The sequence below is a fragment of the Falsiroseomonas sp. HW251 genome (assembly GCF_050563545.1).
GTDB lineage: Bacteria > Pseudomonadota > Alphaproteobacteria > Acetobacterales > Acetobacteraceae > Falsiroseomonas.
In genome coordinates this window covers 12,050-36,547 of sequence record NZ_JBNXUM010000016.1, presented here as the reverse complement: position 1 = coordinate 36,547, position 24,498 = coordinate 12,050, and the positions used below count along the sequence as shown (strand labels likewise).

General features: G+C 73.6%; 22 protein-coding genes and 1 tRNA gene. 12 read left to right on the top strand and 11 right to left on the bottom strand.

All coding sequences use genetic code 11. The features are described 5' to 3' along the window. Positions 1-43 precede the first annotated feature (43 nt). The 5 genes from ACLF3M_RS19385 to ACLF3M_RS19365 form a co-directional block, all read right to left on the bottom strand. Positions 44-2,107: an HWE histidine kinase domain-containing protein gene (locus ACLF3M_RS19385; RefSeq protein ID WP_430658618.1), complete on the bottom strand. Its 2,064-nt coding sequence runs from the start codon at positions 2,105-2,107 to the stop codon at positions 44-46. Positions 2,108-2,421: 314 nt separating this feature from the next. Then, positions 2,422-2,502 (bottom strand) — tRNA-Leu (locus ACLF3M_RS19380). Positions 2,503-2,514: 12 nt separating this feature from the next. Beyond that, on the bottom strand, positions 2,515-3,567 hold the full coding sequence (locus ACLF3M_RS19375; protein ID WP_430658617.1) for a class I SAM-dependent methyltransferase: 1,053 nt from the start codon (positions 3,565-3,567) through the stop codon (positions 2,515-2,517). Beyond that, entirely contained in the window at positions 3,564-4,592 is a 1,029-nt protein-coding gene (locus tag ACLF3M_RS19370) for a methyltransferase domain-containing protein (RefSeq protein WP_430658616.1), read from the bottom strand. Before ACLF3M_RS19370 ends, ACLF3M_RS19375 begins: the two co-directional genes overlap by 4 nt. After that, positions 4,589-6,973: a 1-deoxy-D-xylulose-5-phosphate synthase N-terminal domain-containing protein gene (locus ACLF3M_RS19365; RefSeq protein ID WP_430658615.1), complete on the bottom strand. Its 2,385-nt coding sequence runs from the start codon at positions 6,971-6,973 to the stop codon at positions 4,589-4,591. The genes ACLF3M_RS19370 and ACLF3M_RS19365 overlap by 4 nt, the downstream gene beginning before the upstream one ends. A gap of 235 nt (positions 6,974-7,208) precedes the next feature. On the opposite strand from ACLF3M_RS19365, the gene ACLF3M_RS19360 reads away from it, so the two are divergent. From ACLF3M_RS19360 to ACLF3M_RS19350, 3 genes are read left to right on the top strand one after another with little or no spacing between them, the layout of a single operon-like run. Further along, positions 7,209-7,958 carry an alpha/beta fold hydrolase gene (locus ACLF3M_RS19360; RefSeq protein ID WP_430658614.1) on the top strand — a complete coding sequence of 250 codons (750 nt, stop codon included), beginning with the start codon at positions 7,209-7,211 and terminating at the stop codon, positions 7,956-7,958. Beyond that, on the top strand, positions 7,955-10,381 hold the full coding sequence (locus ACLF3M_RS19355; protein ID WP_430658613.1) for a hypothetical protein: 2,427 nt from the start codon (positions 7,955-7,957) through the stop codon (positions 10,379-10,381). The genes ACLF3M_RS19360 and ACLF3M_RS19355 overlap by 4 nt, the downstream gene beginning before the upstream one ends. Beyond that, entirely contained in the window at positions 10,378-11,367 is a 990-nt protein-coding gene (locus tag ACLF3M_RS19350; protein WP_430658612.1) for a protein-L-isoaspartate O-methyltransferase family protein, read from the top strand. Before ACLF3M_RS19355 ends, ACLF3M_RS19350 begins: the two co-directional genes overlap by 4 nt. Here ACLF3M_RS19350 and ACLF3M_RS19345 read toward each other — a convergent pair. The 4 genes from ACLF3M_RS19345 to ACLF3M_RS19330 form a co-directional block, all read right to left on the bottom strand. Further along, entirely contained in the window at positions 11,331-11,783 is a 453-nt protein-coding gene (locus ACLF3M_RS19345) for a hypothetical protein (protein WP_430658611.1), read from the bottom strand. The two genes, ACLF3M_RS19350 and ACLF3M_RS19345, sit on opposite strands and share 37 nt — an antisense overlap. A 26-nt stretch (positions 11,784-11,809) precedes the next feature. Next, positions 11,810-12,448 (bottom strand): hypothetical protein, encoded by a 639-nt coding sequence (locus ACLF3M_RS19340; protein ID WP_430658610.1) that lies wholly within the window; start codon positions 12,446-12,448, stop codon positions 11,810-11,812. A gap of 157 nt (positions 12,449-12,605) precedes the next feature. Next, positions 12,606-14,060 (bottom strand): malonyl-CoA decarboxylase, encoded by a 1,455-nt coding sequence (locus tag ACLF3M_RS19335; RefSeq protein WP_430658609.1) that lies wholly within the window; start codon positions 14,058-14,060, stop codon positions 12,606-12,608. A 50-nt stretch (positions 14,061-14,110) separates the two neighbouring features. Then, positions 14,111-15,520, bottom strand: coding sequence for an NAD(P)H-hydrate dehydratase (locus ACLF3M_RS19330; protein ID WP_430658608.1), 1,410 nt, complete (start codon positions 15,518-15,520; stop codon positions 14,111-14,113). A 38-nt stretch (positions 15,521-15,558) separates the two neighbouring features. On the opposite strand from ACLF3M_RS19330, the gene ACLF3M_RS19325 reads away from it, so the two are divergent. The 5 genes from ACLF3M_RS19325 to ACLF3M_RS19305 all read left to right on the top strand — a co-directional run bounded on the left by ACLF3M_RS19325 (position 15,559) and on the right by ACLF3M_RS19305 (position 19,558). Beyond that, positions 15,559-15,903, top strand: a complete 345-nt coding sequence (locus ACLF3M_RS19325) for a hypothetical protein (protein WP_430658607.1) — start codon at positions 15,559-15,561, stop codon at positions 15,901-15,903. 46 nt (positions 15,904-15,949) lie between these two features. Further along, positions 15,950-16,582, top strand: coding sequence for a ParA family partition ATPase (gene parA / locus ACLF3M_RS19320; protein ID WP_430658606.1), 633 nt, complete (start codon positions 15,950-15,952; stop codon positions 16,580-16,582). Between the two features lie 39 nt (positions 16,583-16,621). Beyond that, the gene (locus ACLF3M_RS19315; protein ID WP_430658605.1) at positions 16,622-17,056 is read left to right on the top strand and encodes a GNAT family N-acetyltransferase; all 435 of its coding nucleotides are present in this window, start codon (positions 16,622-16,624) and stop codon (positions 17,054-17,056) included. A 79-nt stretch (positions 17,057-17,135) separates the two neighbouring features. Further along, a complete protein-coding gene (locus ACLF3M_RS19310) occupies positions 17,136-18,191 on the top strand; it encodes a hypothetical protein (protein ID WP_430658604.1) in 1,056 nt (351 codons plus the stop codon). Next, positions 18,188-19,558, top strand: coding sequence for a tetratricopeptide repeat protein (locus ACLF3M_RS19305; protein WP_430658603.1), 1,371 nt, complete (start codon positions 18,188-18,190; stop codon positions 19,556-19,558). The genes ACLF3M_RS19310 and ACLF3M_RS19305 overlap by 4 nt, the downstream gene beginning before the upstream one ends. On the opposite strand, the gene ACLF3M_RS19300 is transcribed toward ACLF3M_RS19305, so the two are convergent. Then, on the bottom strand, positions 19,521-20,414 hold the full coding sequence (locus ACLF3M_RS19300) for a DMT family transporter (RefSeq protein WP_430658602.1): 894 nt from the start codon (positions 20,412-20,414) through the stop codon (positions 19,521-19,523). The genes ACLF3M_RS19305 and ACLF3M_RS19300 overlap by 38 nt on opposite strands. 37 nt (positions 20,415-20,451) lie before the next feature. On the opposite strand from ACLF3M_RS19300, the gene ACLF3M_RS19295 reads away from it, so the two are divergent. From ACLF3M_RS19295 to metC, 4 genes are all read left to right on the top strand, one after another. Next, a complete protein-coding gene (locus tag ACLF3M_RS19295; RefSeq protein WP_430658601.1) occupies positions 20,452-21,102 on the top strand; it encodes an NUDIX domain-containing protein in 651 nt (216 codons plus the stop codon). After that, positions 21,099-21,821 (top strand): alanyl-tRNA editing protein, encoded by a 723-nt coding sequence (locus ACLF3M_RS19290; RefSeq protein ID WP_430658600.1) that lies wholly within the window; start codon positions 21,099-21,101, stop codon positions 21,819-21,821. Before ACLF3M_RS19295 ends, ACLF3M_RS19290 begins: the two co-directional genes overlap by 4 nt. A gap of 234 nt (positions 21,822-22,055) precedes the next feature. After that, positions 22,056-22,904 (top strand): sulfurtransferase, encoded by an 849-nt coding sequence (locus tag ACLF3M_RS19285; RefSeq protein ID WP_430658599.1) that lies wholly within the window; start codon positions 22,056-22,058, stop codon positions 22,902-22,904. After that, on the top strand, positions 22,904-24,085 hold the full coding sequence (metC, locus tag ACLF3M_RS19280; RefSeq protein ID WP_430658598.1) for a cystathionine beta-lyase: 1,182 nt from the start codon (positions 22,904-22,906) through the stop codon (positions 24,083-24,085). Before ACLF3M_RS19285 ends, metC begins: the two co-directional genes overlap by 1 nt. Here the strand turns inward: metC and ACLF3M_RS19275 are convergent. Further along, entirely contained in the window at positions 23,982-24,470 is a 489-nt protein-coding gene (locus ACLF3M_RS19275; RefSeq protein ID WP_430658597.1) for a hypothetical protein, read from the bottom strand. The genes metC and ACLF3M_RS19275 overlap by 104 nt on opposite strands. Positions 24,471-24,498 lie beyond the last annotated feature (28 nt).

Genomic DNA, 24,498 nt, shown 5'->3' with positions numbered 1-24,498 from the left:
TACGGTGCCTCCCGTTAGCGCCAGCCGCAGTCCGGGGCAATCCTCAGGGGGTGATCGCCCCTCCGCCGCTCCCGGCGCCCTGCATAGCCGCCCAGTCGGGCGCCGCCCCGTTGCCGCGTGTGCTGTCCTGCGGAACAGCATCCCCGTCCAGCATGAAGTGCAGCGGCAGTTCGACCCGGCACACCAGGCCGGCGACCTCCCAGGACACCGCCACCCGGCCGCGGAGCTGGTCCCGCACCGTCCGCTCCAGGACGCGCGTGCCGAAGCCGCGGCGGACCGGCGGCCCGGCGATGGGCGGCCCACCGCGCTCCGTCCAGTCCAGCCTGACGACGCCCGCCTCCGCGTCGACCCGCCAGGCCAGGCGCACCCGCCCATCCCGGACGGAGAGCGCGCCGTGCTTGGTCGCGTTGGTGGCAAGCTCGTGCAGCACCATGGAGAACGCCTGGGCCGCTTCGGGTCGCAGCCGGAGATCCGGACCGTCAAGCTCCACCGCAGGGCCGCGCGCGCCCGGTCGCGCGGTGCCGGCGAGCAGGAAAGCCTCCAGCTCGCCGCGGGCCAGGGAGCGGAGATCGGCACTCGACCAGCGGTTCTCCGCCAGCAAGCCGTGCGCCCTGGCCAGGGCGTTCACCCGCCCCTCCACCGCGCGCGCATAGCTCGGCATGTCGTCCTTCGGCGTCAGCCGCAGCGCCGCCTGCACCACGGCGAGCGCATTCTTGGCGCGATGATCCACCTCCCGCATCAGGAGCTGCTGCCGGTCGTCGGCCGCCTTGCGCTCGGTCACATCCTGCACGACGCCGGCGATGCGCACCGCGCGGCCGGTCAGCGGATCGCGTTCCGTGACGGCGCCGTGGGCAGCGATCCAGTTCCAGCCTCCATCGTCGCGGCGGAAGCGGAACTCGACTTCGTAGATATCGCGCCCGCCCGGCAGGACCACGGCCGCGATCGCCGCGTCGCGCGCCGCCCGGTCCGCCGGGTGCACCCGCGCGCGCCACGCCTCCAGCCCCGGCGCGCAATCCTGCGGCGAGAGGCCGCCATACATCTCCGTCGCTCGTTCATCCCATCGGGCGGTATCGCTCGGCAGGTGGCGCTCGAACACGCCGAGCCGTGCGGCGCGCAAGGCTGCCTCGAGGCGCGCCGATGCCTCGCGGAGCGACACCTCGGCCCGATCCACGGCGGTCTGCAGCACCTGGAACTCGGTCACCCCCGCCGGCGGAAGCGGCGCAAGGGGGACCGAAAGGCCGCCGGCCGCAGTCGCCTCGGCCCGGTTCGCAAGCGCCGAGACCGGGCGAAGGATCCGTCGGGCCACCAGGACGGAAAGGCCGATGCCGAGGGCGAGTGCCGCCGCGGCGCCGCCAAGAAGACCGAGAAGCGGCGGCAGCCACGCCATGCGGAAATTCGCGACAGGCTCGGCAACGACCACCGTCCAGCCCGGGGCGGTCCGCAGACGCTGGAAGCTGAAGATCATCGGCTGGCCGTCGATGGCGGCGCCTTCGAGCTGGCCCCCGCTGCGCCCGCGCACCTGCGGCTCGTACCACGCCGGGACGCGCCGGCCGACGAAGCGCTCCTGCTCCGCGGAGCGCGCCACCACCGCGCCTGAACTGTCGACGAGCGTCGCGAAGGCACCGCCCGACAGGCCCTGCGCCTGCAGCAGATCGCTCAGCCTGGTTGGCCGGAACGGCAGGACGACGGCCAGCGTCGCCTCGGCGCCGTCACGGAGCACCGGAGCCATCGCGGCAACGACCGGCTCGGCAAGCGCCGGCGGAAAACGCAGGTCGCTCACGGCCGCCCGGCCGGAGCGCAGCATTTCGCGCACGGTGTCGGGCGCGACCATGGCCGGCAGCGGGGCACCTGGCGGGAAGCGGGTGTTCAGGATCTGCCGGGGCGGATCCGGGCTCGAGACCACGATATAGGTCCCGAACCTGGCCGCCACGCGGCTGGCCTGGGCATTGAACGCCTCGTATGCGGAGCTGTCGTCGAGCAGCGGAGACGCGGCCAGGGTTTCGACGGCAGCGAAGGCCGATCCAAGCTCGGCGTCCAGCGCGAGCGCGAGTGCACGCGCCGTGTCGCTGAGGCGAAGCTCGAAGGCTTCCCGGTAGTTCTGTGCCATGCGCCATGCAGCCGAGGCGCCGAGACCAAGCGACGGGACAAGTATTGCGAGCGCCAGCCCGGCAAGGTGGGCGGAAAGGCTCTTCGTACGCCGCAACCGTTCCTGTTCTGAACCCGCGCCTACCGTCATTGATACTGTGGCACGTGGCGAAGCTCCTCGCGCAGCGGTGCGGTTCCCCAATACGACGTCCCGCCGACGTCCACTAGGCAATCACCGGGGATTGCAGCGCGAGCCCCGCCGGAAGTCGGCTTTGCGAGCCCCAAGGCCTGGCGATGGCGCCACATGGTCAGGCCAGCGCATCGGGCGGGCCGGCATGCGGGCGGAGGGACTTGAACCCCCATGGCTTGCGCCACTGGAACCTAAATCCAGCGTGTCTACCGTTCCACCACGCCCGCGCAGGCCGATCCCTACCCCGGCCGCCGCAGCACGAACAGATGCGACAGCCAGCGCGCCCGGTCCAGCGCCGGCACCGGGTCCTCCAGCACCTCCGCCGCCACCAGCCCCGCGGTGGCCGCAAGCGCCAGCACCTCCGCCATCGGCACCACGTGCCATTCCGGCCGCGGCGGCCGCGGCGAGGCCAGGTAGGCCTCGGCCGAGAAGGCGTAGTCCGCCCCCCAGGTCAGCAGCTGCACCACCGCCACCCCGCCCGGCGCGACCGATGCGAAGCCCTCCGCCAGCACCGCGCGGGCCAGCGGCGGCGGGCTGTGCTGCAGCGCCCCGCGGCTGAACCACAGGTCGCAGGGGCCGCCCGGCGCCAGGCGCTCCGCCCCGACGCGCTGCCAGCGCAGATGCGCGAGCCCCTTCTCCCGCGCCAGCGCCGCCGCCGCGGCGAGATGCGGCGCGGAAACATCCACCCCAGTCACCTCCGGGCAGATCGCGGCGAGGTGCAGCGTCGCCCGTCCCGCCCCGCAGCCCTGATCCACCGCGCGCAGCAGCCGGCCCCGGTCCACCCCGCAACGCGCCAGCGCCGCCTCGACCATCGCCCGGTCCTCGAGCCCCGAGGCCAGGAAGGCCGCGCGCGGCGCCGCCGCCAGCGCGCCCGCCCCGTCCGGCAGCGCGAAGGGCGAGACCTCGGCGAGCCGGGTCCAGACCCGCTTCACCTGGGCCAGCATGGCCGCGATCTGATCGCCATCGGCCTCCAGCCCGATCGCCGGCGGCGCCGCGTCGAGCGGCATGGGCGCGGGCCGCGCCCGCAGCGCGAGGTTGCGGAACTCCGTGCAGGAAAGCATCGCCGCCCGCAGCATCGCGGGCGTCTCGCCCGAGGCGATGCGCTTCGCGACCACGGCCTCGTTCTCCGGCGCGCGGCCGAGGATCCAGCGATAGGCCTCGAGCACCTCGTCCCGCGTCAGGGACGGCGCAGCGACAGCCCGGCCGGCCTGGCGCCGCGCCTCGATGACAACGGCGCGCCGCTTCGCGCCGGGCGGTTTCGCCGCGGGCGGCTTCGGGGCGGGCGGCGTCACCGGGGCCGCCGCATCACGAACAGGTTGGACAGCCATTCGTCGGGTCGGCCGGTCGCCCGGTCCTCCCGCACCTCGAGCAGGTCGAGCCCCGCCTCAGCGGCCAGCGCGAAGACCCTGGCCTGGGGCAGCACATGCATCTGCATCCGGCTCTCATCCCCCCGGGCCAGATGCGCTGCCACCGAGAAGCCGTAGCCCTCGCCATGGGTCGGCAGCTGGAAGATCGCCACGCCCCCCGGCGCAAGCCCCGCGAAGGCCAGGCGCAGCAGATGGACCATGACGGGCGGCGGGTTGTGCTGCAGCACGATCCGGCTGTGCCAGAGATCCCACGCCCCAGGCGGCATCGGCGCCGCGGGCGTGGCGCGGTGCCAGGCCAGGTTCTCGAGGCCCCGTGCCGCCGCTTCCGCCTCGGCGATCGCCATGTGGGAAGCCGAGATGTCGCAGCCCGTCACGCGGTCGAACATCGCGGCGAGCGCCAGCGTCGTCCGGCCGACGCCGCAGCCATAGTCCACGGCATGGCGCAGCGACGCCGGCCCGATCCCATGCCGGCGCAGCATGGTTGCGACCATCTCCGCCTCGTGCCGGCCGGTCTGGTGGAAGGCGTCCTTGTTCCCGCCGATCTTCTCGGGGAGGAAGCGGTCCTGCGTCAGCACGGAGTGATGCGGCCGTTCCTGGCCGATGCGCTCCCAGAAGGCGCCGATATGGCCCATCATGGCGGCGAGGTCGGCGGGCGAGGCCTCGGTCTCGATCGGCAGCGGCTCGGGCGCCAGCGGCACCCAGCGCAGCCAGGGCCGGACCTCCTTGTGGAAGCGCGGGTCGCGCAGCAGGTCCTGGCGCAGCCGGCGCAGCGTCGGGCGCTTCGCCAGCAGGGCCCGCATCTCCGCGGGCTCCTCGGGCTCGCGGCCGAAGAGCAGGCGGAAGAAGGCGCGGGCCGCCGGCGGCCTCGCCGGGGCCGCCATCGGGTCGGCCGGCCGCGCCGGCGCCGGGCCGGGCCCGGCCCCGCCGCTGGCCTCGCCGGGGTGGCTCATGCCGGCAGCAGCGCCTCGGCGCAGGCGTCGAGGATGGCCTCGGCGTCCAGGCCGTATTCGCGGAATAGGTCGGGGATGTCGCCAGCCTGGCCGAAGCGGTCGACGCCGAGCGGGACCACGCGCTGCCCGCGCACCGCGCCGATCCAGGCATGGGCCGCGGGGTGCCCGTCCAGAACCGTCACCAGCGCCGCGTCGGGCGCGAGCGGGGAAAGCAGCGTCTCGATGGTCGAAGCCGCCCTGCCCTGGCCCGTGCGCCGTGCACGCCGCGCGGCCAGCCACTCCGCGTGCAGCCGATCGGGCGAGGTGATGGCTAGCAGCCCGGCCGCCGGCTCCTCCTCCCTCAGCGTCGCGAAGGCCTCCATGGCTTCCGGCGCCACCGGCCCCTGATAGGCGATGGCAATCCGCGCCCCCGGCGCCGGCGGCGTCACCCAGTAGCCGCCGGCAATGACATCGGCGGGATCGAGCGTCCGCTCGGGCTGCGCCAGCCCGCGGGTGGACAGCCGCAGCCAGACGGCGGAGCCGTCGGGCTTCTGCATGTGGTCGAAGGCGTAGCGCATCAGGATCGCGAGTTCGTCGGCATGGGCGGGCTCGAAGCTGGCGAGGCGATCCTGCGCGATGCCGATGAGGGGAGTGTTGACGGATTGGTGCTGCCCGCCTTCCGGCGCCAGCGTCAGCCCGGAAGGCGTGCTGACCAGCAGGAAGCGCGCATCCTGGTAGCAGGCATAGATCAGCGCATCGAGGCCGCGGTTGACGAAGGGATCGTAGACCGTCCCCACCGGCAACAGCCGCGCGCCATGGAGGTCATGCGCCAGCCCGAGCCCGGCCATCACCAGGAACAGGTTCTGCTCGGCGATGCCGAGCTCGACATGCTGGCCCTCCGGCGACATGCCCCAGCGCTGCGCACTCGCGAGTTTCGCGTCGCGGAAGACGTCGTTCTTCTTGTGCCGGTCGAAGATGCCGCGCCGGTTCACCCAGGGCCCGAGATTGGTGCTGACCGTGACGTCGGGGCTGGTGGTGACGATACGCCTCGCGAGCTCTGCGGCGTCGCCATGGCCACGGCCGATCTCGGCCAGGATCTCGCCGAAGGCGGCCTGGGTGGAGAACTTCCGGCCCGCCGGCACGCGCGGCGCCGGGAAGGTCGCGGGGACATGCACGCTCGGCCCCTTCAGCCGCCGGCCTTCCGGCGCCAGCGGCGTCGCGAAAGGGCAGGCGTCGAGGAAGGCGCGCAGCTCGGCCTCTGTCGCATCCAGCCCCTCGAAGGGGTCCCATTCATGGCCGTCGCGGATGCGCATGGCGCGCCGGAAATCGGCCATCTGCTCCTTCGTCATCAGCCCGGCATGGTTGTCCTTGTGCCCGGCGAAAGGCAGGCCCATGCCCTTGATGGTGTAGGCAATGAAGCAGGTCGGCTGGTCGCCGGCGGCGTCCTGGGCGCGGAAGGCCTCGGTCAGCGTCTCGATGTCGTGGCCGCCGAGATTGGTCATGAGCTCCGCGAGCTCGTCATCGGTCAGCGGGTCGATGATCGCGCGCACTCCGTCCACGCGGCCGAGATCGGCCAGCACCGCGTTGCGCCAGGCCGCGCCCCCCTGGAAGGTCAGCGCGGCGTAGAGGCTGTTAGGGCAGTCGTCGATCCAGCGGCGCAGCGCGTCGCCATCGGGGCGGGCGAAGGCGGCCTGCAGCCTGCGGCCGTATTTCAGGGTGACGACGTTCCAGCCCATGTCGCGGAACAGCCCTTCGATCCGGCCGAAGAGGCGGTCGGGGACGACGCTGTCGAGGCTCTGGCGGTTGTAGTCCACCACCCACCAGACGTTGCGGATGTCGTGCTTCCAGCCCTCGAGCAGGGCCTCGTAAATGTTGCCCTCGTCGAGCTCGGCATCGCCGACGATCGCGACATGCCGCCCCGGCGGAATGTCGGCGCGCCCGAGCCCATGCAGGTGGACATAGTCCTGCACCAGCGCCCCGAAGGTCGTCAGCGCGACGCCGAGGCCGACGGAGCCCGTGGAGAAATCCACCTCCGCCCCGTCCTTCACCCGGCTGGGATAGGGCTGGATGCCGCGGAATGCCCGCAGGGTGGAGAGCTTCTCCCGGTCCTGCCGGCCGAGGAGGTAGTTGATGGCGTGGAACACGGGGCCCGCATGCGGCTTGACCGCCACCCGGTCCTGCGGGCGGAGGATCTCGAAATAGAGCGCGGCCATGATGGAGACGGCCGAGGCGCAGCTCGCCTGGTGGCCGCCGACCTTCAGCCCGTCGCGGTTGGGGCGGAGGTGGTTGGCGTGGTGGATCATCCAGGCCGACAGCCAGAGCAGCTTGCGCTCGAGCTGGTGCAGCAGGCGCACGCGCTCTGCGGGGTCCACCTGCTTCCGGATCGGCTGCTGTGCCGTCATCGCGTCCTCCGCCCCGGCTCCCTCGAACGGCCAACATAGGGGCGTTGCGCCGGTGTTCACAGCCGCCCGCCCCGGGCGCTAGGTTGCGCCCCGCCGGCGGGTACCGGTTCCTGGGGGTTCTCCGATTCGCAGTCATATCACGCGGCGTGGGCTGATCGCGGCGGCCGCCCTGCTGGCGCGCCCGGCGCTGGCGGCCGGAGAGAACCGCAGCTTCCGCACCTCCGACGGCGTCCGGTTGAATTATGTCGCCGCGGGCGCCGGGCCCACCATCCTCTTCGTCCCGGGCTGGTGCATGCCGGGCTGGATCTTCGACCGCCAGGTCGAGGCGCTGGCCGCGCGCCTGCGCGTGGTCGTCATGGACCCCCGCGGCCAGGGACGGTCGGAGGTCGCCCGCACGGGCTACGACCCCGCCAGGCGCGGCCGCGATGTCGCGGAGATGATCGCGACGATCGGCGCGCCGCGCGTGGTGCTGGCGGGCTGGTCTCTTGGCGTGCTCGACGCGCTGTCCTGCGTGAACGCGACCGGCGACGGGCGCATCGCGGGCCTGGTGCTGATCGACAACTCGATCGGCGAGGGCGCGCCGCCGCCGGCCGGCAGCGGCCAGTTCTTCCGCAACCTCCGCACGCAACGTGACCGCACCGTGCGCGGCTTCTGTGCTTCCATGTTTGTGCGGTCGCCGGGCCCCGACTATCTCGATCGCCTGGCGCGCGAGGCGCAGCGCATGCCCGTCGAGGACAGCATCAAGCTGCTCTCCTACCCGCGCCCGCGGGAGTTCTGGCGCGACACCATCTACGCGACCCAGCGCCCCGTGCTCTACGCCGTCCGCCCTCGCTGGCGCGAGCAGGGCGAGCTTCTCGTGCAGAAGCACCCGGGCGCGGAGATGGAGGTCTACGACAACGCCGGCCACGCGCTCTTCGTCGACGAGGCCGAGCGCTTCAACGCGAGCCTGCAGCGCTTCGTCCTGACCAAGGCGCGCTTCGCATGACCACGTCGCGCGGCGCGCCCCGCTCGGCGCTTCTCCCGCTTTTCCTGATCGCCGCCGCGGCGGTCGGGGTGGAGATCGCGCTGACCCGCTTCTTCGCGCTCGCGGGCTGGTCGGAGTATGGCTACTGGGTCATTTCCATCGCGATGAGCGGCTTCGCCGTCTCCGGCGTCGTCATGGTGCTCGGCCGTGCGCGCTTCCTCGCGCGTGCCTCCGCCCTGCTGCCGGCGCTGCCGGTGGCGATGCTGCTGGCCGGGGCGGTGGGCTGGATCGCGGTCGCGGCCAATCCCTTCAACCCGCTGGAACTCCAGAACCCCGCCACCGCCGGCGACCAGCTCTGGCTGATCGCGGGCTACTACGCCGCGCTGTTCCCCTTCTTCTTCCTCGCGGGCCTCGCGGTGTCGCTGAACTTCGTGGTGCATGCCACCGAGGTCGGGCGCGTCTATGGCTACGACCTGCTCGGCGCGGGCTTCGGCGCGGTCGCCGCGCTCGGCCTGATGTTCGTGCTGCACCCCTTCGACCTGGTGCCCGCGCTGCTGCCGCTGCTGGCGATCGCCGCCTGGATTGCGGCGCGGGAATCCGCGGCCGGCGGCGCCTTCCGCCTCGGCGCGCTCGGCGCGCTCGGCGCGGGCCTCGCCGCCGTGCTGTTCCTCGCCGCGCCGCGGATCAGCGAATACAAGCCGATCTACGCGCCGCTCAACGTACCGGAAAGCCGCGTCGTCGGCGAATGGCGCAGCCCGCGCGGCCTCTATGTCCTGCTCGACAACTTCACCGAGCGGCTGGACACCGACGTCTCGAACAATGCGGGCGGCCTGCACACGCCGCCGCCGCCGCGCAGCTTCGGGCTCTATCGCGACGGCGCGCGCATCGCCGCCCTGCCGCGGCCGGAGGCGATCTCCGCCGCCCACGCGCCCTCCGCGCTCGATGCCGGCGCCTATGCGCTGCTCGACGCGCCACGCGTCCTCGCGCTCGGCGGGGCCGGCGGCTTCCGGGCGGCGGAAGCCCTGGCGCTCGGCGCGCGCGCTGTCACCATCGTCGAGCCCGAGCCCATGCTGTTCCGCGCGATGGAGCAGGGCCTCGGCCCCTCCCCCGCGCTGGCGCGCGATCCCCGCGTGACGCTGTCCGCCTCGCATCCGCTGACCGTCGCCGGCCGCTTCGACCTCGTGGACATCGCCGGCGACTTCCTTGCCGCCGACGACCAGAACCGCCAGCTCTATGCCGCCGAGGCGCTCGCCGCCCTTCTTGCCCGCCTCGAGCCCGGCGGCCTGGTCTCGGTCCCGATCGGGATCCGAGAGCTACCGGCCTATGCGGTCCGCGTCATCGCCACCGCGGTCGAGGCGCTCCGCATCGCCGGCGTCGCCGACCCCGCTTCGCATCTCGCGGTGATCCGCAGCGCCTGGAACCTGCGCGTGATCATCGGTCGGGACGCGCTCGATCCGGCGCGCGTCCAGAAACTCGTCGCCTTCGCCGAGGCGCGGTCCTTCGACCTCCCCTACGCGCCGGGCCTGCCGCCGGGCCGCGAGATCTGGAACGACCTGCCCCGCGTCGCGCTGGAGGACGATACGCTCGACACCTCGGGCGGCGCGGCGGACGCGGTCGCCGAGGAGATCGCGCTGCTGCTCGCCGGCACGCCCCGGCGCGACGCCTTCGACCGATCGCCGGTCACCGCCGACCGCCCCTGGCTGACGCCGGTCGTCCGTGCCGAGGCGCTGCCCGCCGCGCTCGCCCGCGTGGAGTTGCTGCCGCAGCCCGAGATCGGGCTGCTAGTGAACGCCGCGGTGCTGGCGCAGGCCGCGCTCCTGGCTCTCGTCGTGGCGGGCCTGCCGCTGCTGGCGCGCCGGTCGCTCTCGGTCCGTCCCGCCGTGCTCGGCCGCGCGCTGGTCTATTTCCCGGCCCTCGGCCTGGGCTTCCTGCTCATCGAGATCGCGATCATCGAGCAGGCCTCCTTCCTGCTGGGCGACCGCACCTCGGCCTTCGCCCTGGTGCTGACGACGATGCTCGTCTTCTCGGGCCTCGGCGCGATGCTTGCCGGACGCGCCGCCATCCCCGGCCGCGCGCTGGCGGTCGCGGCGGCGGTCGCGATGGTGGGCTGCCTGGCCGCGGCGCTGCTGGCGCGGCCGATGGTGCTCGCCGCGCTGGACTGGCCGATGGCGGCGCGAATCGGGCTGCTGGTCGCCGCGGTGGCACCACTCTCGCTCGCGCTCGGCCTGCCCTTCCCGCTCGGGCTCGACCGCTTCCAGAGCCAGGGTGCGGGGCTGCTGCCCTGGGCCTGGGCGCTGAACGGCGCCTTCAGTGTGGTCGCCACGCCACTTGCGAACCTCATGGGCCACGCCGCGGGAATCACCGCATTGTTTCTCGCAGGGTTCGCTTGTTACCTTGCCGCTGCGATTTCCTGGCCGCGCCTGTCCGCATGGAGCCGATCTTGACCCCCTTCAGCCGCCGCGCGCTTCTCGGCGCGGCCGCCTTCCTCGCCGCCCCCGCCATCGCCCGCGCGCAGGATGCCGCGCCCCCGGCCGAGGGACCGGTCGGCGACACGCCTTCGACCGCGCCGCGCGCCGCGCCGGCGCCTTCCATCGTCGCCTCGCTGCCAGCCCGCCCGGGGTGGAACCGCGACGCCTTCCTGAATGCGATGCGCGCGGGCAACCGGCCGACCGAGATCAGCCAGGCCAGCTTCGACGCCATACAGGCCCGCCGCCCCGCCGCGTTGCAGCGGATCGAGCGCTACCTCGCCGCCCGCTTCGGCGCCGCCGATCCCACGGTGCTGCGCGCCTTCGCGGAAGTCCCGCGCGAATACTTTCACTACATGCATGAAGGCCGCCGCTCCACCGCGACGGACGCCTACGAGACCGAGGCCAAGCCCTGGGCGGTCGGCTACGGCTCCGCGCTGTCGGACTATCTCGGCCAGGCCTACATGACGCAGGTCTGCGCGCCGAAGCCCGACCACACCGTGCTCGAGATCGGCACGGGCTCGGGCTTCCAGTCCGCGCTGCTGTCGCGGATCGTGGCGAAGCAGTACTCCATCGAGATCATCGCCCCGCTCGGCCGCTCCGTCGCGCCGATCTACGCGCCGCTCGGCTACACCAATGTCGAGACGCGCGTCGGCGATGGCTTCTTCGGCTGGCCGGAGGTCTCAGGCGGCTTCGACACAATCATCGTGACCTGCGCCGCGCAATGGGTGCCGCCTGCGCTGCTGGACCAGCTCAAGCCCGGCGGGCAGCTGGTGATCCCGATCGGACAGCCCTTCCGCCGCGGCCAGTTCCTCTACATCTACTCCAAGGACGCCGATGGCCGCGTGCGCAGCCGCAAGGACGTCGGCGTCTACTTCATCCCGATGACCGGCGCGATGATGAACCAGCGCCCGCCCCAGGGGGCACCTCAGCCGGAACCCAGGCCGGCCTCACCGCCGGCCTGAACCGCCGACACCAGACGCGATCGTCGCGCGCAGATCCGCGTGGGGGGCCAGGTCACCTGGACCGCCGGCGCCGCGCAGGACGCGGCGGCGGGCCACATCAGCGCAACCTCGCCCGCCGCGAAGCCCTCCCGCAGGATCGTCGCCGCCGCCAGCGCGCGCAGGTTCCTCGCCGCCACCGCGGGATCGAGCGCCAGCACCATCGCACCGGCCTCCAGCAATGCCGCCGTCCGGGGCTCGGCGCAGCCATCGCGGAAGGATGCCGCGGAGAGCAGCACCGCCGCGGGATCGCCCGCCTCCCACCCCACCGGCGCGACCAGCGTGCCGACGGCGTCCGGCGCCTGGCCGAGCGTGACCGGCACCGGCGCCAGCGCCGGCACGCCGCAGCCCAGCGCCGGCGTCGCTGACAGGAACGGCATCAGGAGCAGGGCCAGCCTTCGCGCGCTCATCGCACGGCCAGCCCGGTCGAGCAGTCGCCGGCGAAGCCCGGCGCGGCCGCAGGCTGCACGCCGGCCAGCAGCGCGCAGAACAACGGCCCGCGCATGGCCCATCCCTCCGCGGGATCCACCGGCCCGCCCTGGAAGACCGGCTGCCCGGGCCCGAGCCGCACCGCCGCGGCATAGGCGTGGACGGCACCCGGCGGATCGGCCGCGACCGCGAGGGCGGCGTCGCCGCCCTCGCCCATCCCGATCGCGACGACCAGCCCCGCCCCCTCGATCTCCCGCAGGGTGACCAGGGCGTTGCGCAGGTCGCGCCGCAGCGCCGCCCTGTCGTTGCCGCGCGGCAGCTCGACCACGGCGGCGCCGGCCGCCAGCAGCGCCTCGGCCAGCGCCTCCCGCAGGCCGTCCGGCCAATCGCCCGGCGCGATGACGGCCGCGGCGTCGCCGATGGCCCAGCGTACCGGCAATTCCATTCGCGCGACCGGCCCGAAGCCGTACCGCCCCTGCTCGTCGGGGAGCCAGAAGACCTGGACGGTCGGCGTCCGCTCGAAGAGATCGGCGCGGGCGGCTCCTCCGCCGTGCGCCATTCCCACCAGCAGCGCCGCCGCCGGAAGCAGGGCGCGCGCGCGGACCAGCCAAGACATCGCAACCTCCTCGTGTCGGGCCGGCCGGCACCGGCGAGAGGAAGCTGCGCCAACCCCCGGCGCGAAGTACCGAAGAAGTCACGAAAGCCGCGCGAAACCCGGCGCGATCACCGGTTCGTGCGTGGCGACCCCGCGCGCGGGTTGCCCTGACCGGCCGCTACACGAAGCCCCGGGCGAGCCTGCGCACGCCGGACGACGCCGCGCGCCGTCCCTCGCCGGCATACTCCTCGTGGTAATCCTCGATCCGAGCGGGGTCGTAGCGGTAGTTCACCATCAGCCCCGCGCTCTCCCGCCAGCCCTTCTCGCTGCGGTCGCCGCCGGGGTTGATCCGCTCCACCCGCGCGCCGTTGGACAGGTGGAAGTGCGCGACGGGGTCGCGCGCTCGGCGCCCGTTGCGGCTGCTCTCGGCCAGGAGGTAGCGCGCGCAGAGCCGTGCCAGCACGGGATCGAGCAGCCGCGCCACTGCCTCCTGCCGCGCCAGCGACCGCCGCGCGATCAGCCGCGCGAGGGTCTGGGCGGGCGTCTCCTCCCTCGCCGTGCCGTTGGAGCCGGGGGCCGGCAGGGCGGGGTCGGCGGGCGCGGCCTCGCGCAGCGCCAGCGCCTCGTCATCCGTCAGCAGCGTCGCGTCCTCGGCCGCGATCCGGTCGTCCAGCCAGCGCCGGAAGCCCGGGATGGGCGACAGCGTGGCGAAGGCCTTTAGCCCCGGGAACGCCACCGAGAGCTCCGTCACCACGCGCTTGATCAGGAAGTTGCCGAAGCTGATGCCGTCGAGGCCGCGCTGGCAGTTGTTGATGGAATAGAAGATCGCGGTGTCGGCGGCGGCGGGGTCGAGCACCGGCGCCTTCTCGTCCAGCAGCGGCTGCACCTTGTCCGCCATGCCCTGGGTCAGCGCGACCTCGACGAAGATCAGCGGCTCGGCCGGCATGCGGGGGTGGAAGAAGGCGTAGCAGCGGCGGTCGGAATCGAGCCGGTTCTTCAGGTCGCGCCAGGTGCGGATGCGGTGCACCGCCTCGTATTCCACGAGCTTCTCCAGCAGCGCAGCCGGGGACGACCAGTCGATCCGCCTGAGCTCCAGGAAGCCAACGTCGAACCAGGCCGCGAGCAGCGCCTTCAGGTCGGCCTCCAGCGCCTCCAGCATCGGCTCGCCCGCCATGCGGGCGAGCAGGTCGGCGCGGAGGTCGACGGCGAACTTCACGCCATCGGGGATCGCCGCGAACTGGGTCAGCAGGCGCGTCCGCGGCGGCTCCAGCGCGCGGCGCAGCCGGGCCTTCGCCGCGGCGCGCTCGGCGATGCCGGTGGCCGCCGCGACGCGCTCATAGGCCGCGCGCACCGCCTCGGGGTCGGAATCGAACCCGGCCAGCGCGCGCAGGAAATCGAGCCGCCCGGCCTCGTTCGCCTCGAGATAGGCCTGCGCCAGCCCTGCCGCGCGGGCGCGGGCCGAGACCTCCCCGCCGCGCGCTTCAAGGCAGCCGCGCATCGCGGCGGAGAAGGCCTCGACGCCGTTCTCGGGCTCCGGCGCGGCCCGCCAGAGCGCGGTGACCCGGCGAAGCGCCCGGTCCAGCACCCCGCGCGGAAGGGCGAAGTCCGACATCACGGTGGCGAGGTCCGACATCACGGAACCTTTCTGCGTGTTTCAGGCAGATGGTGCCGGAAGCGCCGCGATCAATCGAACCAAACCGTCGGGAGGACGCGCGCCACCGCGGCCGCCAGGTCTTCCGCGAGCAGCCCCGGGCCGTGCAGCGCGGCGGCGGCGCCGTGCAGATGGATCGCGGCGCAGGCGGCCTCGAAGGGAGGCAGCCCCTGGGCGAGCATCGCGCCGGCGATGCCGGCCAGCACGTCGCCGGTGCCGCCGGTGGCGAGCCAGGGCGGCGCGTTGTCGTTGATCGCGGCGCGGCCGTCCGGAGCGGCGATCACGGTATCCGCCCCCTTCAGCACCACCACGGACCGCACCCGCGCCGCCGCGGCGCGCACGGAGGAGAGCCGGTCCGCGCCGGGCGGCCCGAACAGCGCGGCGAACTCGCCTTCGTGCGGGGTGAGGATGGCGCAGCCCGCCAGCGCCTCCGGCCCGCCCGCGCGCAGCGCCCCGGCATCGGCGACGACCTGGCGGCCGAGCGCGACGCAGCGCCGGACCAGGTCACGAGTGCCCCCGCCGGGCGGCAGGCCGGGCCCGATCACCCAGGCGCCGATGCGCCCATCCGCGAGCATCCCGCCGAGGTCCTCGCGCACGATCACGCCGGGATCGCCGGCGCGGAGCACGGCCGCCGTCGCGGCATCGGGTGCGGCGATGCTGAGCAGCCCCGCGCCGGCCCGCCGCGCTCCGGCCGCGACCAGCCGCGCCGCGCCGGTCATCCCCGGCCCCGCCGCGACGCCGACATGGCCGCGGCTGTATTTGTGGCTGGCCGCCCCCGGGCGCGGGACGCGGAACAGCCAGGGCCCGTTGCGCCAGGCGCGCGGCGCGATCCCCGGCAGCACCCCGCCCGGCAGGCCGATATCGGCCAGGATCGTCTCGCCGCAGAGGTCCCGCCCTGGCCGCAGCAGGTGGCCTGGCTTGCGGCGGAAGAAGGTGACGGTCAGCACGGCCTGCGGTGCGGCGCCCAGCACCTGCCCCGTTGCGCCGTCCAGGCCGGACGGGACATCCACCGCCAGCACCGGCGCCGCCAGCCCTGCCAGCACCTCGGCCGCCAGCCCCTCGACCGGCTTCGACAGCCCCGCGCCGAAGACGGCGTCAATGACGAGGCCGGCGCGGGCCGCCTCGGCGGGCGAGAAATCCACCACAGGCCCGCGCCAGCGCGCGGCCGCGAGTGCGGCATCGGTGCCTGGCCTTGGGCGCGCAAGCGGCGCGACCGAGACCGGCCAGCCCGCCTGCTCGAGCAGCCGCGCCGCCACCCAGCCGTCGCCGCCATTGTTGCCGGGCCCGGCCAGCACCAGCGTGCGGACTGGCCGGAAGCGCCGCATCGCGGCGCGCGCCACGGCGCGGCCGGCGGCCTCCATCAGCACGATGCCGGGGATGCCGCCCGCGATCGCCGCGGCGTCGGCGCGCGCCATCTCGGCGGGGGTGAGCAGTTCCTCCATCACGCCGAACCTAGTCCCGCGCGGCGCGCTTGGGCCACATGACACGTCTCCTCCTGCTTCTCCTGCTGATCCCGGGCCTGGCCGCCGCGCAGGATCAGCGGTCCGGCTCCGGCCCACCGGCGGCCAACGCGCAGGTGCCGCCCTCCGCCCCCGCGCCGGACCGCGGCAGAACGCCCGACGCCGCGCCGGGCGACCGGGACGCGCGCACCGGCGCGGACGACGCCCGCACCGCGCCGCCGCCCGGCCATGTCGTGATGCCGGCGCCCGCCGTGCCCGGCGCGCGCCAGCCCGAACGGTCCGAGGGCTTCGGCGGCGCCCGCGACCGCGTGCCGCCGGACATCGGCCGCCAGGTCCGGCCGAACGCCTCAACCACCGGCCGCTGAACCGTGATAGATTCCGCACCGCACAAAACGGTGCGGAGTCGCGACCATGGCCTTCGTCGTCGCCGTCGCCCAGCGCAAAGGGGGCGCCGGCAAGTCCACCCTTGCCGCCAACCTGGCCGCCGCCTTCGCCGGTCAGGGGGAGCGCGTGGCGCTGCTCGACACCGATCCCCAGAAGACGCTCGGCCACTGGCACGCCGCGCGGGGCAGGTCGCCGCGCGCTTCCGTGCTGGATTTCGAGGCGCCGTCGGGCTGGCGCGTGCCCGGCGCCGCCGACAGGTACCGCCGCAGCCACGACGTGATCCTGCTCGACACGCCGCCGCATGACGACACCGATGCGCGCATCGCGATCCGCGCCGCCGACCTGGTGCTGGTGCCTCTGCAGCCCTCGGCCGCCGATCTCTGGGCGATGGGGGCGACGCTCGATCTCGCCAAGGCCGAGAAGAAGCGCGTCGCGCTGGCGCTGAACCGTGTCCCCGCCCAGGGTCGCGTCGCGCAGGAGGTCGCGGAGGCGCTGCGCGCCCAGGGGCTGACCCTGCTCGATGCCTCGCTCGGCAACCGCACGGGCTATGCGACCGCCTTCGCCTCCGGCCTTGGCGTCACGGAAGCCGCGCCGCGATCGGTGGCGGCCGACGAGGTCCGTGCGCTGGCCGCGGCGGTCAGGGGTCTGGCGCGGCGCTGAAAGCCGTGGCCTTCTCCGCGGCCCCGGATGCGAGTGCCCATGACCGAGAAGCCCGGCGACATCGAGATCGTCGAGGACGCCTATCCCGAACTCGACGCCGTCGCCGCCATCCAGCGCGGCCTGCACGCCTACAACCAGGAAATGGGCGGCGCCTATGACCGCGAGCCCGTGACCCTGCTGGCCCGCGCGCCCGACGGCGCGGTGCGCGGCGGCCTGCTCGGGCTGACCTTCTGGGGCTGGCTCTTCATCGACTGGCTCTGGCTGTCGCGGGAGATGCGCGGCCAGGGGCTGGGATCGGAACTGCTGCTCCGCGCCGAGGCCATCGCCCGCGACCGCGGCTGCGCCAGGGCCTACACCGACACCTTCAGCTTCCAGGCGCCCGAGTTCTGGATCCGCAACGGCTATGCCGAGTTCGGCCGGCTCGACGGCATGCCGGAAGGCCATGCCCGGCTATGGTTCAGGAAGGCCCTCTGACCGGCCCGGGGTATACCAAACCTCCACGGTTCGACCATAGTGGCGTAACCTCGCCGGCGGGGCCGGGCAGGACAGGGGTATGCACGTCTTCCTTCACATTGGCGCGCAGAAGACGGGCACGACCACTCTCCAGCACTGGTGCGGCACGAACCGGGCCGCGCTGGCCGGGGCCGGACTGCTCTACCCCCGCCTCTTCGGCAGCTTCAACCACACCAGGCTCGCCTGCTACGCCGCGCGGACCGCCGGCATCGGCGACATCCTGCGGCCCGCGAAGCTGCACGCGCCTGGCGCCCTGGAGGCCTTCCGCGCCAGCGCCCCGGCCGATTTCGCCGAGGAGATCCGCGCCAGCGGCCTCGACCGCGTGCTCCTCTCCAACGAGCACCTGTCGAGCCGGATGCGCCGGCCGGCGGAGGTGGCGGCGATCAAGGCGCTGCTGGACGAGGCCTGCGGGCCCGGCACGCGCTACACCATCGTCCATTACGTCCGCCGCCAGGACGAGCTGCTGCCGAGCCTGCATTCCATGCACGTCAAGGCCGGCGCCGCCGCCCCCTTCACGGCGCCGGCCAACACGCATCACTGGACGCTGAACCCGCTGCTGCCGCTGAACCTCTGGTCCGGCGTCTTCGGCGCGGAGAACGTGGTCTGCCGCGTCTTCGACCGCCGCCTGCTGGCCGGCGGCAGCATCGTGGACGACCTCATGACGATTGTCCTTCCGGGCGTCACCATCCCGGCGGAGCAGCTGAAGCCGGTCACCGACCGCAACCCGCGCCTGTCGCCCGACGCCGCCGAGTTCCTCCGCCTGCTCAACCTTGCCGTCGCGACGCCGCCGGGGCAGGAGCCGCTGCCGGCACGCAACCGGCTGGTCGCGCTGCTCGAGCAGCTGCCCGGCAGCAGCCACCCGCCCGTCGCCCCGGCCGAGGAGCAGGAGCGGATCATGGCGCTCTACGCGCCGGTCAACGCCGAGGTCGCCCGCCGCTACCTCGGCCGCGAGGACGGCCAGCTCTTCCCCGCCAGGGAGCCGCAGGCCGCCGGGACGCCCTGGACCGGGCTGACGGTGGCCGAGGCCGTGCGCATCGCGGGCTATCTCTGGGCGCAGGCGATGGCCGAACAGAAGTCGCCGCGGCAGGCGCCATGACGGGGGGCGACGGATCGGCGCGGCCGGACCTCGTCCTGCATATCGGCCAGTGGAAGACCGGGACGACCTCGATCCAGCGCATCCTCGGGGCGCGGCGCGAGGAGCTGGCCGCGCTCGGCGTGCGCTATCCCCGCTCGCCGGGGCACGCGAACCATCAGCTGCTGCCGGCCTCGCTGGTGCCGGCGGAGCGGCTGCAGAACATCCACCCCGCGACCTGGGAGGGGATGGAGCCCGCCGCCCGCCTGGCCCGCTTCCGCGCCGAGTTCGCCGAGGAGATGGCCGGCCTGCCCACCGGCACGCGGCTTGTCGTCATCTCCGCCGAGCAGCTCGCCGGCATGCTGGTGGAGGAGGCGGAGATCGCCGCGCTGCGCAGCCTCGTCGCGCCGTTCTTCGGGCGGATCCGGGTCGCGATGTATCTGCGGCGGCAGGATCAGCACTACGAATCGAGCTACGCGCAGCGCCTGCGCGTCGGCGACCTCCGACCGCCGCGGTTTCCCGATGGCGGCCCGGAGGTGCTGGTGGAGTACGACTATGCCCGCACGCTCGGCCTCTGGGCCGCGGTATTCGGCGAGGCCGCGGTCGAGCCCCGCCTCTACGAGCCGCAGAGCCTGCGCGGCGGCGACATCGTCGAGGATTTCCTGGTCCAGTACGGCATCCCGCTCGAGGTGCCGGCCGACGACCCGCACCGCCGCAGCAACCCCTCGCTCGCGCCGGAGGCGATCGACCTCGTGCGCATCCTCGGCGCCCGGATCGAGCAGGAGCAGGGCGCGCTGGACGGGGATTCGCCGCTGTGGTGCCGGATGATCCAGGCGGTGGACGAGGCGCTGCCCGGCCGCGGCTGGAAGCCCCCGCCGGCGGAGGCCGCCGCCTTCCTCGCCCGCTTCGAGGCGGTGAACGAGGCGGTGCGCCGGCGCTGGTTCCCCGATCGGCCGAGCCTGTTCTCCGACCCGCCTCGTGCCGAGCCCGGCATGCTGCCGCCGGCGACGCCCCCTCCCCCCGATCCCGCCGCCGCGCTGGAGGCGGCCTGCGCGCTGATCGCTCGCGAGACCGCGTCCCGCATGGCGTCGGAGGCGCATCTCCACGCGCAGATCGCCCGGCTGCGCGAGCGGCTGGACGAGCCGGAGAACGCGCTCAACGCTTGGCGCGCCGTGCTGCGCAACGACCCCACCCATCCCGTGGCGATCGCGCGCATGGCGGAAGCCGCGCACCGGTCGGGCCGCGAGCAGGAGGCGCTGGACCATCTCGGGCGCCTCCGTCAGCTCCACCCCGGCCATGCACTCGTCGCGCGGCTGACCCGGATGCTGGCGCGTCCTGCGAGCCAGACGGTCATCAGCGCCGGGCCAGCGTCGCCTCCCGCCACCAGATGAACAGCCCCGCGCCGACCAGCACCGCGAAGCCCAGCAGATCGAGCGGCCCCGGCCATTCGCCCCAAAAGAGCCCGCCCATCAGCATGGTCCAGAGCAGCGCCGAATACTCGAAGGGCGCGAGCAGCGTGGTGTCGCCGCGGCGATAGGCCTCCGTCATCAGCAGTTGCGCGACCGCCGAGACGACGCCGATCCCCGCCAGCAGCAGCCATTGCCGCGGCGTCGGGTCCACCCAGACCGGGACCGTCGCGACCGCCGCCAGGAGCGAGGATCCGATGGCGAACCACAGCACGATCGTCACGCCGCGCTCGCCGCGCTGCCCCATGGCGCGGATCGTCATCATCGCCAGCGCCCAGCCCAGCGCGCCGAGCAGCACCAGCAGCACGGGGATGATCGGCAGCGCCTCGCCGGCGCCGGGGCGGGCGACGATGACCACGCCGGCGAAGCCGCCCGTCACCGCCGTCCAGCGCCGCCAGCCCACCCTCTCCTTCAGCAGCAGCACCGACAGCGCCGTGAGGAACAGCGGCATCGTGAAGCCCAGCACCGTCGCGGTCGCCAGCGGCAGAAAGGTGTAGCCCGCGAAGGCGCCGACCATCCCGCACATGCCGAACATCACGCGCAGCGCATGCATCGCCGGCGCACGCGGCTTCAGGGCGGCGATCCCGCCGGCCTGCCAGAGCATCGCCAGCAGGATCGGCAGGGCGAAGAGGTTGCGAAACAGGATCAGCTGCGCCATCGGCACGCCGCCCTCCAGCCCCTTCACACCCGCCGCGGCGAGGGTGAAGACCCCGGCCCCCCCGAGCGCAAGCAGGATGGCGCGGCGACGGGCCGAGACGGTGTCGGGATCGGGCGGGGACATGGACCTGGCGTTTCCCCAAGGCTAGTCAGGAGGACCCATGGACGCCAGCCCGCCCCGCCATCCCAAGGCGCCGCCGATCCCGCCTTCGCCAGGCCTCTCCGTCGAGAGCGACGAGGTCGTGCAGGCCGGCCGCTTCGCGATGCAGCGCGTGCGCTTCCGCTACACCCGCTTCGACGGCAGGCAATCCGGCCTGCTGACCTGGGAGCTCTGGCGCCGGGGCAACGGCGTGCTGGTGCTGCCCTACGATCCCGTCGCCGACCGCGTCGCGCTGGTCGAGCAGTTCCGCCTGCCCGCGGTCGCCGCCGGCCGCGCGCCGATCCAGACCGAGGCGCCGGCCGGCCTGCTGGAACCCGACGAGGATCCCGCCGCCGCCGGCGCGCGCGAATTGCTGGAGGAAGCCGGGCTCGAGGCGAAGCGCATGGCCCCGATCGGCGGCTTCCTGCTGATGCCGGGCGGCTGCGACGAGGTCGTGCATCACTTCTGCGCCGAGGTGGACCTCGTGGCGCGGCGCGCCGGCACCCATGGCCTGGCGCATGAGGGCGAGGACACCCGCGTCGTCGTGCTGGATGCCGAGGAGGCCTTCGGGATGGTCGCGAAGAACCGCGTGCAGGGCGCGCCAACGGCGCTCGCGCTGCTCTGGCTGCAATGCCACCGCGCGCGGCTGAGGGAGGAATGGACGAGGGCATGACAGCGACGACGCCGCTCTTCACCGACGACGCCTATCTCCGCGACTGCACCGCCGTTGTCGTCGCGCTGGATGAGAAAGGCGTCATCCTGGATCGCACCGTGATGTATGCGCGGTCCGGCGGCCAGCCCGGCGACGCGGGTACGCTGACCTGGGCCGGCGGCGAGGCCGTGGTCACGGAGGCCGTCAAGGGCGAGGCCGGCGCCATCGTCCACGCGCTCGCCCCCGGCGCCGCGCCGCCGCCGGTCGGCGCGGAGGTCACCGTCGCCATCGACTGGACGCGCCGGCACCGCCACATGCGCATGCACACCACCATGCACCTGCTCTGCGCCGTGCTGCCCGGCATCTACGCCACCGGCAACCAGATCGGCGCTGAGAAGTCGCGGCTCGACTTCGACCTGGCGGAGCCGCCGGCGAAGGAATGGCTGACGGAGAAGCTCAACGCGCTGATCGCCGCCGGCCATCCCACGGGCACGCGCTGGATCGCGGAGGAGGAGCTCGACGCCAACCCCGCGATGGTGCGCACGCTCTCGGTGCAGCCGCCGCGCGGCGCGGGGCGCATCCGGCTCGTGCGCATCGGGCCGGAGGACGCGCCGGTGGACCTCCAGCCCTGCGGCGGCACGCATGTCGCGCGGACGTCGGAGATCGGGCGCGTCGAGGTGACGAAGCTCGAGAGCAAGGGCCGGCAGAACCGGCGCATCCACTTCGTGCTGGTGGATTGAGCGTGTGACCACAGGGCTTGGCTGCCCCGCCCCGCGCATGCCCTCTCCCCCCAGAGGGGGGAGAGGGATGGGTGAGGGGGGCGCCGGCGCCGAGAACCGCGATGCCTGACGCGCAACACCCGGACGTCGCTTGAAACACACGTCCCACGCCCCCCTCACCCTGCCCTCTCCCCCCTGTGGGGGGAGAGGGTTTGAGAAGAGCGGGCGGACAGGGACCCCAGGAGCCGCCATCGCATGACCCGCATCCCCGACCTCGTCTCCACCGAGTGGCTCGCGGCCGAGCTCGGCAAGCCCGACCTCGTCGTGCTGGACTGCACGACCTACCTGCCGAATGAGCCCGGCGACATCCACACGGGCTTTCGGACCGCGCACATCCCGGGCGCGCGGCTGTTCGACATCAACGCGGTCGCGGATGCCGACACCGACCTGCCGCACATGGTTCCGACGCCGGCGCGCTTCGCAAAGCTGATCGGCGCGCTCGGCGTATCCAATGCCTCGCGCGTCGTGTTCTACGACCAGCACGGGCTGCGGGCGTCGCCGCGGGGCTGGTGGATGATGCGCCTCTTCGGCCATGGCGACGCCGCCGTGCTGGATGGCGGCATCCCCAAATGGAAGGCGGAGGGGCGCCCGGTCGAGACCGGCGATCCGAAGCCCGCGGTACCGGCGACCTTCGTGCCCGACCTGATCGCGCGGCGGCTCGCCGGCATCGGCGACGTGAAGGCCGTCGTCGCAGAGGGCGGCGCGCTCATTCTCGATGCGCGCAGCAAGGGCCGCTTCGACGGCACCGCGCCGGAGCCCCGCGCCGGCCTGCCCTCGGGCCATATGCCGGGCGCGGCCTCGCTGCCCTTCAACGAATTGCTGAACGCCGACGGCACGATGAAGGACGCGGCCACGCTGCGCGCGATCTTCGCCGCGCGCGGCGCCGACGGGTCGAAGCCGGTCGTGACCTCCTGCGGGTCGGGCGTGACCGCGACCGTCCTCGCGCTCGGCGCCGTGCTGGCGGGGCTGCCGGAGCCCGCGGTCTATGACGGGTCCTGGACCGAATGGGCGGGCAGGCCGGAGACGCCGAAGGTGACGGCTTGATGGATCACGTATCGCGCACGCCGTCGCTGGCGACGCGCCTGACCCAACTGGAGCGCACGCCCGCCGGCGGGCATGGCTTCGTCAATCCGCCCGTCCATCGCGGCTCCACCGTCCTGCAGCCCGACGTGGCGGCGCGCGATGCCGCGAACGAGCGCCGGCTCGAGCCCGGCGCCATGAGCTATGGCACCCAGGGCGGCCCGACGCAGCACGCGCTGGAGAGGATCGTCGCCGACATCGAGGGCGGCGTCGCCTGCACCGTGGTCGGCACCGGCCTGGCCGCGATCTCCGTGCCCCTGATGGCCTTCCTGCGCGCGGGAGACCACCTGCTGATGGCGGACAGCGTCTACGGCCCGGCACGGCGCCTCGCCGCGGAGGTCCTGCCGGGCTTCGGCGTCGAGACCAGCTTCTACGATCCCTGCACCACGCCCGAGGCGCTGGCCCCGCTGTTCCGTCCGAACACGCGCGTGCTCTACCTCGAGAGCCCCGGCAGCTACGGCTTCGAGATGCAGGACGTCCCCGCGCTGGCCGCGCTGGCGCGCGCGCGCGGCGCGGTCAGCATGATCGACAACACCTGGGGGCTGGCGAATTTCCAGCCATTCGAGAAAGGCTGCGACGTCTCGATCCAGGCCCTGACCAAGTATCTCGGCGGGCATTCCGACGTGCTGCTGGGCTCGGTGACCGTCGCCGACATGGCGCATCACCGCACCATCCGCGCGATGTACGGCGCGCTCGGCCACTACGCCGCGCCCGATGATTGCTGGCTGGCGATCCGCGGTGCGCGCACCCTGGCCTTGCGGCTGAAGCAGCAGGAAGCAGCGGCGCTCGAGGTCGCGCGCTGGCTGCAGGGGCGCCCTCAGGTCGCGCGGGTGCTGCATCCCGCCCTGCCCGGCGATCCCGGCCACGCCATCTGGAAGCGCGACTTCAGCGGGGCGTGCAGCCTGTTCGGCGTGGTCTTCCAGCCGCGCTACACGCGCGAGGACGCGGTCCGCTTCGTGGACGGCCTGAAGCTGTTCGGCATCGGTGCATCCTGGGGCGGATACGAGAGCCTGGCCCTGCCCATGGCGGGCACGCGCAGCGTCAGTCCGCGGCTTCCGGAAGCCGCGGTGCGGCTGCATGTGGGGCTGGAGGACGTAGCCGACCTTCTGGCCGATCTGGACCAGGGCCTGGCGCGGCTCGGCTGAGGACGCGCGGCGGCGGGCCTTCGGGCTGTCGCGTCGCCTGGGCCTCGGCGAAGGCGAAGAGCGCGTCCACATAGGCGTCGCAGCCGGCCATGCCGCGCGGGGTCAGGCGGTAGAGTTGCGTCTTGCCGATGCGCTGGGCCGCGGCGATGGCGGAGGCTTCGGTCAGCCGGTCGAGCACCAGGCGGACGGTCGGGCCGCTGTAGCCCGTGCGCGACGAGATCTGGTTGACCGACATCCCGTCCTCGCCGGCCTCAAAGAGCAGCAGGGCGACGTCGCGGGCGATGCCGCTGTGCCGGATGCCGATTGCATCGTCCAGGCGTCGGAGGTCGCGCAGCACGGCGATGGCGGCCGCCCGTCGTCCCGGCGCGCCTGACTTCTCGATCATGTCGGCGTCATCGCACGAATACGTTGGC